This window comes from Micromonospora sp. NPDC049102 (assembly GCF_043197485.1).
Lineage (GTDB): Bacteria > Actinomycetota > Actinomycetes > Mycobacteriales > Micromonosporaceae > Micromonospora.
This window is the reverse complement of the sequence record NZ_JBICTE010000001.1, coordinates 117,486-131,578: the sequence shown is the minus strand read 5'-3', so window position 1 is coordinate 131,578 and position 14,093 is coordinate 117,486. Positions and strand designations below refer to the sequence as shown.

Below are 14,093 nucleotides of genomic sequence, written 5' to 3'. Positions count from 1 at the left end.
ACGCGAGCCGGGGCAGGACCGTGGGAACGGCCCTGCCCCGGCTGTCGCGGTGCGGTCAGGTCACGGGCGGGGGAGTGCCGCCTCGATGAGCGCGGTCTGCTCGACCTCGTGGGTCTTGGCCGAGCCGACCGCCGGGGCCGCCGCGGCCGGGCGGGAGATCCGCCGCAGCCGGACGTCGGTGAGGTGCTCCAGCAGGTTGAGCGCGACGAACGACCAGGCGCCCTGGTTGGCCGGCTCCTCCTGCACCCAGGCGAAGTCCTCCGCGTTCGGGTACTGCGCCAGGGCGGCGCGGATCTCCTCCACCGGCAGCGGGTACAGCTGCTCGATCCGGATGATCGCCGTGTCGGTGACGCCGCGCTCCTGCCGGGCCTGGAACAGGTCGTAGTAGACCTTGCCGGAGCAGAGCAGCACCCGCTTCACCGCCTCCGGTGCCGGGGCGGCGGTGTCGCGCAGCACCGGCTGGAAGGTGCCGGTGGTGAAGTCCTCCACCGAGGAGACGCAGAGCTTGTGCCGCAGCAGCGACTTCGGCGTGAACACCACGAGCGGCTTGCGCTTCGGCGACAGGGCCTGGCGGCGCAGCAGGTGGAAGTAGTTCGCCGGGGTCGTCGGAATGGACACCCGCATGTTGTCCTCGGCGCACATCTGCAGGAACCGCTCCGGGCGACCGGAGGTGTGGTCCGGGCCCTGGCCCTCGTGGCCGTGCGGCAGCAACAGGGTGACGGCGGAGCGCTGACCCCACTTCACCTCACCGGAGGAGATGAACTCGTCGATCACCGACTGGGCGCCGTTGACGAAGTCACCGAACTGGGCCTCCCAGGCGACCAGCGCGTTGACGTTCTCCACCGAGTAGCCGTACTCGAAGCCCATCGCCGCGTACTCGCTGAGCAGCGAGTCGTGGACGAAGAACCGGGAGCGCTCACCGTCGCCGGTGAGCGACTTCAGCGGCAGGTAGTCGTCGCCGGTGCGGGAGTCGACCACCGAGGCGTGCCGCTGGACGAAGGTGCCGCGCCGCGAGTCCTGCCCGGCGAGCCGGACGGTGACGCCGTCGTGCAGCAGCGCCCCGAACGCGATGATCTCGCCGAAGCCCCAGTCGATGTTGCCCTCGACGGACATCTTGGAGCGCCGGTCCAGCAGTTGCTGGATGCGCTTGTGCGGGGTGAAGCCCTCCGGCAGGTTGACGTGCGCCTCGCCGATCGCCTTGACGACGGCGGCGTCGGTCGCGGTGTCGACCGCCGGCTCCGGCTCCTCCTCGCGGCGGGGGCGGTTGAGCTGGCGCGGCGTGGCGGCCGCGTCCCGGGTGGCCTTGAAGACCTTCTCCAGCTGCGCCTGGTAGTCGCGCAGCAGCTCCTCCGCGTCCTCCACGGTGATGTCGCCGCGACCGATCAGCTCCTCGGTGTAGAGCTTGCGCACCGAACGCTTCGAGTCAATGATCTTGTACATCTGGGGGTTGGACATCGACGGGTCGTCGCCCTCGTTGTGGCCACGCCGGCGGTAGCAGACCATGTCGATCACGACGTCCTTGTTGAACGCCTGCCGGTATTCGAAAGCCAGCCGGGCCACTCGGACCACGGCCTCCGGGTCGTCGCCGTTCACGTGGAAGATCGGCGCCTGGATCATCCGGGCCACGTCGGTGCTGTAGAGGCTGGACCGGCTGTATTCCGGGGCGGTGGTGAAGCCGACCTGGTTGTTGACGACCACGTGCACGGTGCCACCGGTGCGGTAGCCGCGCAGCTGCGACAGGTTGAGCGTCTCGGCGACCACACCCTGGCCGGCGAACGCGGCGTCGCCGTGCACTGCCAGCGGCAGCACGGTGTAGCCCTCCAGCTTGAGGTCGATCCGGTCCTGCTTGGCCCGGACGATGCCCTCCAGCACGGGGTCGACGGCCTCCAGGTGCGACGGGTTCGCCACCAGCGACACCTTGACGACGTGCTCGCCGTCCGGGGTGGTGAACTTGCCGTTCTGACCCAGGTGGTACTTCACGTCGCCGGAGCCCTGCGTCGAGCGCGGGTCGAGGTGACCCTCGAACTCCGAGAAGATCTTCTCGTACGGCTTGCCGACGATGTTGGCCAGCACGTTGAGGCGACCACGGTGGGCCATGCCGATGACGACCTCGTCCAGGCCGTTCTCGGCGGAGGACTCCAGCATCTCGCCGAGCAGCGGGATCAGCGACTCGCCGCCCTCCAGCGAGAAGCGCTTCTGGCCGACGTACTTGGTCTGCAGGAAGGTCTCGAACGCCTCGGCGGCGTTGAGCCGGTTGAGCACGTGCTTCTGCTCGTCGGCCGACGGCTTCTCGTACTTGCGCTCGATCCGCTCCTGGATCCAGCGCCGCTCCTCCGGGTCCTGGATGTGCATGTACTCGATGCCGACCCGGCGGCAGTACGAGTCACGCAGCACGCCGAGGATCTCGCGCAGCTTCATCCGCTGCCGACCGGCGAAGCCGTTGACCGGGAACTCGCGGTCCAGGTCCCACAGGGTCAGCCCGTGCTGGAGGACGTCCAGGTCGGGGTGCTTGCGGATCTTGAACTCGAGCGGGTCGGTGTCGGCCATCAGGTGACCGCGCACGCGGTACGCGTGGATCAGCTCGTGCACCCGGGCGGTCTTGTTGATCTGACCCTCGGAGTTGACGGCCACGTCCCGCATCCAGCGCACCGGCTCGTACGGGATGCGCAGCGAGGTGAAGATCTGGTCGTAGAAGCCGCGCTCGCCCAGGATCAGCTCGTGCATCACCTTGAGGAACTCGCCGGACTGCGCGCCCTGGATGATCCGGTGGTCGTACGTGCTGGTCAGCGTGATGATCTTGCTGACGGCCAGCTCGGCGAGGGTGGCCTCGGACATGCCCTGGTAGGGGGCCGGGTACTCCATCGCGCCGACGCCGATGATCGCGCTCTGCCCCTGCATGAGCCGCGGCATCGAGTGCACGGTGCCGATGCCGCCCGGGTTGGTCAGCGAGATCGTGGTGCCGCTGTAGTCCTCCATGGTCAGCTCGTTGCGCCGCGCCCGCCGGACCACGTCCTCGTACGCCTGCCAGAACTGCCGGAAGTCCATCTGCTCGCAGCCCTTGATGGAGGGGACCACCAGGTTGCGGCTGCCGTCCGGCTTGGCCAGGTCGATGGCGATGCCGAGGTTGACGTGCGCCGGGCGGACCACGGCCGGCTTGCCGTTGGCCTCGGCGAACGAGTTGTTCATCTCGGGGTGCTCGACCAGCGCGCGGACCATCGCGTAGCCGACCAGGTGGGTGAAGCTGACCTTGCCACCCCGCCCGCGGGCGAGGTGGTTGTTGATCACGATGCGGTTGTCGACGAGCAGCTTGGCCGGGACCGCGCGCACGCTGGTCGCGGTCGGCACGCTCAGCGAGGCGTCCATGTTCTGGACGATCTTCGCGGCCACACCCCGTAGCGGCGTGGTCTGCGGGCCGTCGGAGCTCGGCGCGGGCACCTTCGCGGCCGGCTTGGCCGACGTCTCCTTGGCGGGCACCGGGGCGCTCTTGGTCGGGGCGGCGGTCGGCGCGGGCGCCTTCGCGGCCGGCTTGGCCGGCGCGGCGCTCGGGGCGGCGGCCGGCTGGCTCACCGTGGCTGCCGCCTCCGGCTGACCGTCCGGCTCGGGGGCTGCGGCCGGCTTGCCGGCGGCGTCAGCACCGCGCGGTGTGGCGGCGCCGGGCGCTGGCCGGTAGTCGGCGAAGAAGTCGTGCCAGGCCGAATCGACGCTCGTTGGGTCGGCGAGGTAGCGCTGGTACATCTCCTCGACGATCCACTCGTTCGGGCCGAAACCCGCCAGTGGGTTCTCCTGCGAAGTCTGCTGGGTCGACACGGCCGGTAATCGCCTCTTTCACGCGGGTTTGTGTGTCACGCGGTGCCCGTCACGCCCGATCAAGGAGAACGGACAGACGACTCCCAGGCTACGCCGTACGGATCGCCCCGGCATTTCCGCCTCGGTCGGGTGGCCCGATTCACAGAAGATGCCAGAAGTTGGGCAACCCCTGCGGTGATCGCCTCTGGCTGCTACGGCGGGACTGAGTATCCCGACGGATGTCCCGTGGGCGCTCCTACGCGAGGATCGGGCGCATGGATCGGCACGGGGCACGGGGGCGCTACGGCAGGAGCATGGCGGTGGCGGCCGGTTGGTACGTCCCCGCCGATCGGGAGCCGGCCCCGCAGATCACCCAGTGCGTACCCGTCAGCGGCGGCCGGGGCTGCCCCGGCGGGTGACGGGCGGGCAGACTCCGGGGTGACGGCCGTGCCGCCGCCACCCCGGAATCCGGTCAGGAGATGTCGCGCCGACGGATCAGCAGGGAGCCGGCCACGCCGGTGACCACCGCGTACCCGATCAGCACCGCCGCGCCGGCCCAGCGCGGTGGGTTGCCGGGGAAGTCGCCCCCGGTGACCATCAACGACGAGGCCAGCGACGGCACCAGCAGTTGCAGATTGTTGATCCAGTCACCCCATCGGTTGGCCAGGACGGCGATCACCACGATGGCGCCGATCGAGCCGCCCAGGTAGAGCAGGATGCCGGTCACTGTCGCGCCGATCTGGCTGCGGATCAGCACGCCGATGCCGACGCCGAACACCGCCCAGAGCAGGTACGCGAGCAGGTTCAACCCGATGGCCCGCCACGCCGCGTCGTTGCCCAGTTGGGAGTCCATGCCGACCGCGCTCAGCACCGCCGAGCCGGCGATCAGGTTGAACACGGTGGTGACCAGCCAGAAGAGCAGCGCCAGCACGCCCGCCGCGACCAACTTGGCGAGCATCACCGCGGTGCGGTGCGGTGCGGTGAGGAACGTGGTGGTGACCGTCTGGTGGAAGAACTCGCTGGTCACCACGATGATGCCGAGCAGCATGATGATCAGCAGGCCGAAGAACTGCCCGGTGGTGAACAGGTTCGACGAGAGCGCGTCCGGACTGGCCGCGGCATCGAACTGCGCGGCCTGCTCGGCCGACAGGTCCTGGATGTTGGTGCTGGTGAGGGCGTCGGCCTGCAACCAGTTGATGAGCAGCGTGAGTGCCCACAGCGGCAGGCTGATCAGCGCGAAGATCCACCAGGTGTTGGTGGTACGGATCTTGAGCAGCTCGGATCGGACCAGGTTCATCGGATGTCCGCCTTTCCGGCCGTCAGCTCCAGGAAGACCCGTTCCAGGTCGGGTCGTTCGGTGGTCAGTTCGTGCAGTTCCACGCCGGCGGTCAGGGCGGCCCGGCCGATCGTCGGGGCGTCCACCCCGGAGACCAGCAGGACGCCGTGTTCGTCGGTGGTGACCGTGGCCGACTGCGCCTTCAGCGCGGTGGTCAGCGCCTCGGCCTGCGGGGTGCGGACCCGGACCTGGGCGCCCTGCGCCATCGACCCGAGGACCTGCTCGACCGGCCCCTGCCGGACGAGCTGCCCGGCCGCGATGATCACCACGTCGTCGGCGAGCAACTGCATCTCGGACAGCAGGTGGCTGGAGACCAGCACCGTGCGGCCCTCGTGGGCGAGGTTCTTGAGGAACCCACGCATCCACCGGATGCCCTCCGGGTCCAGCCCGTTCGCCGGCTCGTCCAGGATCAGCACCCGCGGGTTGCCGAGCATCGCCGCGGCGATACCGAGCCGCTGCTTCATACCCAGCGAGTAGCCCTTGAACTTGCGCTTCGCGGCCGGGGTCAGTCCGACCAGCTCCAGCACCTCGTCGGCCCGGGTCCGGGGCAGACCGGCCGCCGCGCAGATCACCCGCAGGTGGTTGATGCCGGTGCGGCCCTTGTGGGCGCTGGACGCCTCCAGGATCGCGCCGACGTGCCGCAGCGGGTCGGACAGATCGGCGTAGCGGTGCCCGCTGATGGTGGCCGTGCCCCCGGTCGGCGTGACCAGGTTCAGCAGCATGCGCAGCGTGGTGGTCTTGCCGGCGCCGTTCGGGCCGAGGAAGCCGGTCACCCGCCCCGGTGCCACGGTGAAGGACAGGTTGTTCACCGCCCGCACGTTCTTGTACTGCTTCGTCAGACCGGACACCACGATCTGACCGTCGCTGGTGGGGCTTCGCTGCCCGTCAGTCATCGTTCTCCTCCCGTGTGGCGTCGAGGTACGCCGTGGCACAGCGTGACGGTACCGAGCAACAAGGTCAATCAGCCCTGGTACCTACGGCGTGGTCCTCCTCAGGAACGACGCCCGGGACGAGGCCGGGGCCTCAGCGGGCGATCCAGGTGGCCCGCGCCGCGCCGAGCAGCGCGCCGTCCGGGCCGTACAGGCTGGTGTGCACCAACGCCTTGCGGCCGTCGACGCCGATCAGCGCGCCGGTCACCACACACTCGTCGCCGGGCGCCGGCCGGGCCGTGACCACGGCGGCGATCCGACCGAGCAGGTACGGGCGATCCGACGCGAGCACCGCCCAGCCGCCGGGGCAGTCCAGCGCGGCCCACACGGTGGCGTCGCCGACCTCCTCGGGTACGCGGAGCGGCGCGGCGGTCCGGCCGTCCGGCAGCCGCCCGGGGAAGATCCGCAGCCCGTCGGTACGGCGCGGACCACAGACGAAACATCCGGGGTACGGGTGCGCGGCGAACCCGTAGGTAGCGGGTGGCCGCCTCCGCCGCCGTCTCCGCGTCGACCGGCGGTACGACATCGTCGCCGGCCGTCCCGCAGCCTCGCACGGACACCGGCGCAGGCATCCGCCGGCCGGCGTTCATCCGTCCGACACCAGCGGTGCCCATCGATGGCACCCGGGGCCCTTACACAGATCCCATGGCCGTTCTGCATGTCGCTGGCACGCCACTGACGACCAGCGGATACACCCTGCTGATCGCCGACGACCCCACCCAGGTCGCGGCCGCGCAACGCCTGCGCCACGAGGTGTTCGCCACCGAGTTGGGCGCCACGCTCGCCCCCGGCGGAGCCGGGCTGGACGTGGACCCCTTCGACGCCCACTGCGACCACCTCGTCGTCCGGGAGGACAGCACCGGGCAGGTGGTCGGCACGTACCGGCTGCTGCCGCCGGGGCGCACCGACCGGCGGTACGCCGAGAGCGAGTTCGACCTCGCCGCGCTGGACCCGCTCCGTGACGACCTCGTCGAGACGGGTCGGTCCTGCGTGCACCCGGACCACCGCTCCGGCGCGGTGATCAACCTGATGTGGGCGGGCCTCACCCGCTATCTGCACCTACGCGGCTCCCGCTGGCTCGGTGGCTGCGCCTCGGTGCCGGTCGACGACGGTGGTCGTACGGTCGCCGGGGTCTGGGCGCAGGTTCAGGCGCGACACCTGTCGCCGCCGCCGTTGCGGGTCCGCCCGCTGCGCCCGTGGTTCGCCGAGCCGGCCGCCGCTCTGGCCGTCGACGGCGGGCCGGCCGCTCGCGTGGCGGTGCCGCCGCTGCTGCGCGGTTACCTGCGACTCGGCGCGTGGATCTGCGGCGAGCCGTCGTACGACCCCGACTTCGGGTCCGCGGACTTCTACGTGCTCTTCTCGCTGGACCGGATGAACCCGCGCTACCTGCGGCACTTCCTGGGCGGGGACGAGCGGTGAGCGTCGTGGCGCACGACCTGTGGCGGCCCTCGTCGGGCTGCGACGACGACTGCCTGCCGACGGCCGGCGAGGTGCCGACGGTGCCGGTGGCCCGTCGGGTGCTCCGACTGGTCGCGGCGGCAGTCATGCTGGTGGCCGGGGCGGGCGTGGCGTTGCTGCTGCCCGTACTGCCGGCGACCGAGCGGCAGGCCCTGCTGCGCGGCTGGGCCCGTGGCACGGTGCGCGCCTTCGGCGTCCGGCTGGTGATCAAGGGGCGGCTGCCCCGGCGGCGCGCGCTGCTGGTCGCCAACCACGTGTCGTGGTTGGACATCCTCGCCGTCCTGGCGGTCGCGCCGACCCGGATGGTGGCGAAGCGGGAGATCCGATCGTGGCCGGTGGTCGGGCTGCTGGCCGCCGCCGCGGGCACGGTCTTCGTGGACCGGTCGCGCCCGCGCGCACTGCCGGCCACCGTGCGCCGGCTCGCCGACGCGCTGCGCGCCGGCCGCTCGGTCGCGGTCTTTCCCGAGGGTACGACCTGGTGTGCCGGGGACGGCGCGGCAGAGTGTCGTCCCGGGGGCGGCTTCCGTCCGGCCATGTTCCAGGCGGCCATCGATGCGGGCGCTCCGGTGGTGCCGCTGCGACTCGGGTACCGGTGCGCGGACACCGGGGTGGGCACCACTGTGGCCGCCTTCCTGGGTGCGGACACCCTGCTGCGCTCGGTGGCGCGGGTGGTCGCGGCCCGGCAACTGGTGGTCTCGGTGACGATCGCCGCCGCGCTGCACCCGGGGCAGGACGCCGACCGGCGGTTGCTGGCCCGGGCCGCCGAATCGGCCGTACACCTGGTGGCGACCGCCCCGGCGCGAACCCGGCTGCGGCCGGTGCCCACGGCGACCCAGGCCGTCCCGGCGCCGACGCCCAACCCCGGTGGGGAGTTGGACCTGGCCGCCTGAACCGACCTCGCCCAACTGTGCGGATCCTGGCGGGCGCAGTGGTCCCAGCTTGCGACAGTCTTGTCGTATCGCGATGTATCGCGTTACTGTCTTCTCGGGAGGCGCGCCACGGCGTGCCGTCGAGAGGAGCGCACCCATGGCCGGATGGACGGTCGAGACGCCGCAGCGGCTCACCCTGGACGGTCCGGTCACCCGGCTGGACGTCCGCCTCGTCAGCGGACGGCTCAACGTGGTCGCCGCCGACGGGCCGGCCCGGATCGACATCACCGAGGTCGGCCGTCGCCCTGTCCTGATCGACCACTCCGACGGCCGCCTCAGCATCCGGCAGGAGCGTGACTGGGGCTGGCCGAACTTCCTGCGCGGGCTCCGGGCGATCCACCGCTTCCCCCGGGTGGACGTCTCGGTGGCCGTGCCCGCCGACGTCCTCGCCGACCTGGGCCTGGGCGCCGGCTCGGTGGTCGTCTCCGGGCTGCGCCGGCAGACCACCGTCGACCTCGCCGCCGGTCAGATCACGCTGATGGGGCTGCGCGGCACCACCTCCGCGAAGATCACCTCGGGGCCGGTCGAGGCGCTCGGGGTGCGTGGCGACCTCACCCTGGAGACCGTCTCCGGGGAAGTGATCCTCGCCGACAGTGCCGCCGAGCGGGTCCGTGCGCAGACCGTTTCCGGTGCCATCACCTGCGACCTGGACAACCCCCGCCGCAGCGACATCCGGCTCGCCACGATCTCCGGCAGCATCACCGTCCGGGTCCGCGAGGACAGCGACCTCTCGGTCCGGCTGAACACCGCCGCAGGCCGGATCACCAGCGGGTTCCCGCAGGTGCGCAGCTCGACGTACCCGCTGCCGAGCAGCGAGGGGGTGCTCGGCAGCGGTGACGGTAAGCTCTGGGCCTCCGCCACCTCGGGCAGCATCGCCCTGCTCGCCCGAGCGGTCGACGACGATTCCGAGGAGCTGCCGTGACCGCCGTGTTCAGCCACGGACGGCTCCGGCTCTACCTGCTCAAGCTCCTCGACGACGGTCCCAAGCACGGCTACGAGCTGATCCGCCTCCTGGAGGACCGGTTCCTCGGGCTCTACGCGCCCAGCGCCGGCACCATCTATCCCCGGCTGCAACGGCTGGAGGCCGAGGGGCTGGTCACCCACACCGCCGCCGGTGGGCGCAAGACGTACGGCATCACCGACGCCGGCCTCGACGAGCTGCGCCAGCGGGCCGGTGAGCTGGCCGCGTTGGAGGCGGACATCGCGGCCTCGGTGGCGGACCTCTCCACCCTGGCCGGCGAGATCCGCAGCGAGGTGCGTGGCTCGACGCGCGACCTCAAGCGGGAGTTGAGCGAGGCCACCCGCCAGACCCGACGGGCGCGCTGGGTGCCGCCCGCGTCGTCGTACCGGCCGCCGGCCGACGCGCCGCGCGCCGCCCTGCTCGACGAGTTGGACCAGCGGCTGGCCGCGTTCACCGCCGAGGTGGGCCGTCTGGCGCGGGCGCGACAGTTCAGCGACACTCAACTGCGTACGGCGATCCGACTGCTCGACGGCGCCTTGGACGGGCTGCGCCGGCTCCTGCGCTGACCGGTCCGCGACTCACAGGATTTTTCCAGGAAGCGTCCAGCGCCGGTGCAGTGAGTTCACCGATGATTGGGCCCATGCCCGCTACCCAGACCGAGGCGCGACTTCTCGTCGTCGAGGACGACCCGAACATCCTCGAACTGCTCTCCGCGAGCCTGCGCTTCGCGGGCTTCGACGTGGCCACCGCGACCAGCGGCAGCGCGGCCCTGAACGCCGCCAAGGACCACCGGCCCGACCTCGTCGTGCTCGACGTGATGCTGCCGGACCTGGACGGCTTCGAGGTCATCCGGATGCTGCGCGAGGGCGGTACGCGTACCCCGGTGGTCTTCCTGACCGCGCGGGACGCGACGGACGACAAGATCCGCGGGCTGACCCTGGGCGGCGACGACTACGTCACCAAGCCGTTCAGCCTGGAGGAGCTGACCGCGCGCATCCGTGCCGTGCTGCGACGCACCACCACCGGCGAGCAGGCACCGTCCCGGCTCACCTTCGCCGACCTGGAGCTGGACGAGGAGACCCACGAGGTGCACCGCGCCGGGCAGCGGGTGCAGCTCTCGCCGACCGAGTTCAAGCTGCTGCGCTACCTGATGCTCAACGCCAACCGGGTGCTGTCCAAGGCGCAGATCCTCGACCACGTCTGGAACTACGACTTCCGGGGCGACGACAACATCGTCGAGTCCTACATCTCCTACCTGCGGCGCAAGGTCGACACCGGTCAGCCCCGGCTGATCCACACCCTTCGCGGCGTGGGGTACGTGCTGCGCAAGCCAGCGGCGTGAACCCGGTCCAGCAGGCGAAGGGACGGCTGCGGGGCGTACCGCTGCGGGTGAAGCTTGTCGCCTCGGTGCTCGCGCTGGTCTCCGCGGCGTTGCTGGTGATCAGCTCGCTGACCGCCTACTTCCTGCACAACTACCTGGTCGACCAGGTGGACGGGCAGATCCGGTCGGCCACCCAGGGTCTCGGTCAGTACCTCCCGGGTCTGCGCAGCGGAGAGGTCAACGTGACGCTCCCGAGCGACTACGTCGTCTCGCTGGCCGACGAGAACCAGGTGTCCCGGCCGTACTACGACAAGAAGAGTCGCGCTCCCGAGCAGTTGCCCAGCTTCCCCACCACCCGGGGCGGCTTCGAGGACCTGGAGGGGCAGCCGAAGACGGTCCTGTCCCAGGACGGGCGTACCCGGTGGCGGGTCTACTACGCCGCCCAGCCGGACGGCTCGGTGCTGGCCGTGGGCCAGCCGCTGACCGAGGTCGACCGCGCGGTCAAGCAGCTCGTCTGGATCGACCTGCTGGTCGGCGGCGCGGTACTGATCATGCTGGCGTCGGTCGGCGCGGCGATCGTGCGGACCAGCCTCAAGCCCCTCGTGGAGATCGAACGGACCGCCGCCGCCATCGCCGGTGGCGACCTGACCCGCCGGGTGCCCGACCCCGAGGAGGGGCACGAGCAACCCACCTCCGAGCTGGGCCGGCTCTCCCGCGCGCTGAACGCGATGCTCACCCAGATCGAGGCGGCGTTCACCGCCCGGGCGGCCTCGGAGACGGCGGCCCGCTCGGCGGAGAGCACCGCCCGGGACGCGGCCGCCGCCGCCCAGGCGTCCGAGGCGCGGGCCCGACGCTCCGAGGAGCGGATGCGGCAGTTCGTGGCGGACGCGTCGCACGAGCTGCGGACCCCGCTGACCACCATCCGTGGCTTCGCCGAGCTGTACCGCCAGGGCGCGGCCCGCGCGCCGGAGCAGACCGCCGGGCTGCTGCGCCGCATCGAGGACGAGGCCGCCCGGATGGGTCTGCTGGTCGAGGATCTGCTGCTGCTCGCCCGGCTGGACCGGGAACGCCCGCTCTCGCTGGCCCCGGTGGAGCTGCCGGTGCTGGCCTCCGACGCCGTGCAGGCGGCGCGCGCGATCGCCCCGGACCGGCGGATCGAGCTGGAGATCGAGCCCGGTTCCGGCCCCCTCGTCGTCTACGCCGACGACGCGCGGCTGCGGCAGATCATCGGCAACCTGGTGACCAACGCGTTGACCCACACACCGCCGGAAGCCGACGTCAGCGTGCGCCTACGAGCCGAGGCGGGCAACCTCGCCGTCGTCGAGGTTGCGGACACCGGCCCGGGGCTGTCCCCGGAGCAGTCGGAGCGGGTCTTCGAGCGGTTCTACCGGGCCGACGCGGCCCGGACCCGACGGGCGGACGGCAACACCGGCACCGGCCTCGGCCTGGCCATCGTGGCGGCGCTGGTCGCCGCCCACCACGGCTCGGTCGAGGTGCTCCAGACACCCGGTGGAGGCGCCACCTTCCGGGTCCGGCTGCCGCAGGTGCCCAAAGGCGACGACCTGGGCGAGTGACTTTCAGCCAACTTCCAGGACGGTTCCAGGTTGATTGCAGTGCGGAGGGAGAAGGTAGTCCCATGACCGAGTTCGAGTCCGACCCGCAGCGCCGGCCGGCCCCCACCGACGCCGAGCCGTCGCACCCCACCGCCGAGTTGCCGCGCGACGAGCGCGCGCAGTCCGACTCTCCGACGACCCCCGTTCCGGCCGTGGCCGACGCTCCGACGGCCGCGAACCCGGCCGTGACCGACGCGCCGACCGCGCCCGTCCAGCACGTCGGGCAGCCCACCGGGTACGAGCCACCGGCCGCCGGCACGTCCGCGCCGCCGTACCCGGTCTCCGGCCACCCGACGCCCGGCCAGCACGGCTACCCGCAGCCCACCGACGGTCGCTACCCGGGTGCCCCCTGGTACGCGGGCCAGCAGTCCGGCTGGGCCGGCGGGGGCCAGCCGGGCATGGCCTACCCGCAGCACGCGCCCCAGCACGGGCAGCACCCCCAGCACCCGCACCCGGGACAGCCCGTGCCGCCCTGGGGTCCGCAGGCCACACCGCCCGGCTCCGGGCCACGGCCGGGCCGGATCGCCAAGTTCGTCGGTGCCGGTGTCGCGGTGTTCGCCCTGATGCTCGGCTCCGGCGTGGCCGGTGGTGCGCTCGCGCTCGCCCTCGACGGCGACGGCGGTGGTGTCACCCGCACCTACACGGCGGCACCGGTGCTCAACAGCGCGGATCTGCCGAAGATCGCCGCCGCCGTCCAGGACAGCGTCGTCTCCATCGCCACCGACAGCGGTGAGGGCTCCGGCGTGGTGCTCACCGCCGACGGCTACGTGCTCACCAACAACCACGTGGTCGCCTCCGCGAGCGGGGACACCGTGCAGGTGGTCTTCGCCGACGGCCGGAAGGTCCAGGCGAAGATCGTCGGCACCGACCCGAAGACCGACCTGGCCGTGGTCAAGGCCGACGGGCTGAACGACCTCAAGCCGGCGAAGTTCGGCGACAGCGACGCCATGCAGGTCGGCGACCAGGTCCTCGCCCTGGGCAGCCCGCTGGGCCTCCAGGGCTCGGTGACCGCCGGCATCCTGAGCGCCCGGGACCGCACCATCCGGGCCGGCGAGGGCCAGCAGCAGGACCCGAGGCAGCAGGGCCAGGCCGTCAGCTCGATCTCCGGCCTGCTGCAGACCGACGCGCCGATCAACCCGGGCAACTCCGGTGGTGCCCTGGTCAACACCCGGGGCGAGGTGATCGGCATCAACACCGCCATCGCCACCTCCGGGCAGAGCACCGGCAACATCGGCGTCGGCTTCGCCATCCCCAGCAACAAGGCCAAGGACGTGGCAGGCAAGCTCCAGCGCGGCGAGAAGGTCAGCCACCCGTCGCTCGGGGTCGGCGTCAACCAGGCCGAGGGCGGCGGCGCACTGGTCGCCTCGGTCACCGCGGGCAGCGCCGCCGACAAGGCCGGCCTCCAGCAGGGTGACGTGGTCACCCGCTTCGGTGACAAGGCGATCAACGACTCCGACGACCTGGTCGGCGCGGTGCAGGCCGGCAAGGTCGGCGACCGGGTCGAGGTGCACTTCAAGCGCAACGGTGCCGAGAAGACGGTGACCGTGACGCTCGCCGAGACGTCCTGACCGACACCACCACCTGCCTCCCTCCGGCGGGGGGGGGGGGGGGGGGGGGGGGGGGGGGGGGGGGGGGGGGGGGGGCGCGCGGGGGGGGGGGGGGGGGGGGGGGGGGGGGGGGGGGGGCCGGGGGGGGCGGGGGGGGGGGGGATGCGGGGTTCGGCGGTGGTCGCGTCGTCCGGCTGGGTGTCCGTCGTGGTC

Annotated in this window: 11 protein-coding genes and 1 pseudogene; 8 read left to right on the top strand and 4 right to left on the bottom strand. The window is 71.9% G+C overall.

Features of this window, described 5'->3' with window-relative positions:
• Positions 1–60 precede the first annotated feature (60 nt).
• Entirely contained in the window at positions 61–3,807 is a 3,747-nt protein-coding gene (locus ACGFH9_RS00585) for a multifunctional oxoglutarate decarboxylase/oxoglutarate dehydrogenase thiamine pyrophosphate-binding subunit/dihydrolipoyllysine-residue succinyltransferase subunit (RefSeq protein WP_393213238.1), read from the bottom strand.
• 254 nt (positions 3,808–4,061) lie between these two features.
• Here ACGFH9_RS00585 and ACGFH9_RS00580 point away from each other — a divergent pair, with 254 nt between their 5' ends.
• Entirely contained in the window at positions 4,062–4,205 is a 144-nt protein-coding gene (locus ACGFH9_RS00580) for a hypothetical protein (RefSeq protein ID WP_393213235.1), read from the top strand.
• A 53-nt stretch (positions 4,206–4,258) separates the two neighbouring features.
• Here ACGFH9_RS00580 and ACGFH9_RS00575 read toward each other — a convergent pair whose 3' ends face one another.
• The 3 genes and pseudogenes from ACGFH9_RS00575 to ACGFH9_RS00565 form a co-directional block, all read right to left on the bottom strand.
• Entirely contained in the window at positions 4,259–5,083 is an 825-nt protein-coding gene (locus ACGFH9_RS00575) for an ABC transporter permease (RefSeq protein WP_393213232.1), read from the bottom strand.
• Positions 5,080–6,015 carry an ABC transporter ATP-binding protein gene (locus tag ACGFH9_RS00570; protein WP_393213229.1) on the bottom strand — a complete coding sequence of 312 codons (936 nt, stop codon included), beginning with the start codon at positions 6,013–6,015 and terminating at the stop codon, positions 5,080–5,082. The genes ACGFH9_RS00575 and ACGFH9_RS00570 overlap by 4 nt, the downstream gene beginning before the upstream one ends.
• 130 nt (positions 6,016–6,145) lie before the next feature.
• Positions 6,146–6,587 (bottom strand): annotated as a pseudogene (locus tag ACGFH9_RS00565) (hypothetical protein); the annotation flags it as partial.
• A gap of 109 nt (positions 6,588–6,696) precedes the next feature.
• On the opposite strand from ACGFH9_RS00565, the gene ACGFH9_RS00560 reads away from it, so the two are divergent.
• From ACGFH9_RS00560 to ACGFH9_RS00530, 7 genes are all read left to right on the top strand, one after another.
• On the top strand, positions 6,697–7,470 hold the full coding sequence (locus ACGFH9_RS00560) for a GNAT family N-acetyltransferase (RefSeq protein WP_393213226.1): 774 nt from the start codon (positions 6,697–6,699) through the stop codon (positions 7,468–7,470).
• Positions 7,467–8,399, top strand: a complete 933-nt coding sequence (locus tag ACGFH9_RS00555) for a lysophospholipid acyltransferase family protein (RefSeq protein WP_393213224.1) — start codon at positions 7,467–7,469, stop codon at positions 8,397–8,399. The genes ACGFH9_RS00560 and ACGFH9_RS00555 overlap by 4 nt, the downstream gene beginning before the upstream one ends.
• A 136-nt stretch (positions 8,400–8,535) precedes the next feature.
• Positions 8,536–9,360, top strand: a complete 825-nt coding sequence (locus tag ACGFH9_RS00550) for a DUF4097 family beta strand repeat-containing protein (RefSeq protein ID WP_355625268.1) — start codon at positions 8,536–8,538, stop codon at positions 9,358–9,360.
• Positions 9,357–9,965 carry a PadR family transcriptional regulator gene (locus tag ACGFH9_RS00545; protein WP_393213220.1) on the top strand — a complete coding sequence of 203 codons (609 nt, stop codon included), beginning with the start codon at positions 9,357–9,359 and terminating at the stop codon, positions 9,963–9,965. Before ACGFH9_RS00550 ends, ACGFH9_RS00545 begins: the two co-directional genes overlap by 4 nt.
• A gap of 74 nt (positions 9,966–10,039) precedes the next feature.
• Positions 10,040–10,741 (top strand): response regulator transcription factor, encoded by a 702-nt coding sequence (locus ACGFH9_RS00540; RefSeq protein ID WP_355052798.1) that lies wholly within the window; start codon positions 10,040–10,042, stop codon positions 10,739–10,741.
• Positions 10,738–12,294 (top strand): sensor histidine kinase, encoded by a 1,557-nt coding sequence (locus tag ACGFH9_RS00535; protein ID WP_393213217.1) that lies wholly within the window; start codon positions 10,738–10,740, stop codon positions 12,292–12,294. Before ACGFH9_RS00540 ends, ACGFH9_RS00535 begins: the two co-directional genes overlap by 4 nt.
• Positions 12,295–12,356: 62 nt before the next feature.
• Positions 12,357–13,901: a trypsin-like peptidase domain-containing protein gene (locus ACGFH9_RS00530; RefSeq protein ID WP_393213214.1), complete on the top strand. Its 1,545-nt coding sequence runs from the start codon at positions 12,357–12,359 to the stop codon at positions 13,899–13,901.
• Positions 13,902–14,093 lie beyond the last annotated feature (192 nt).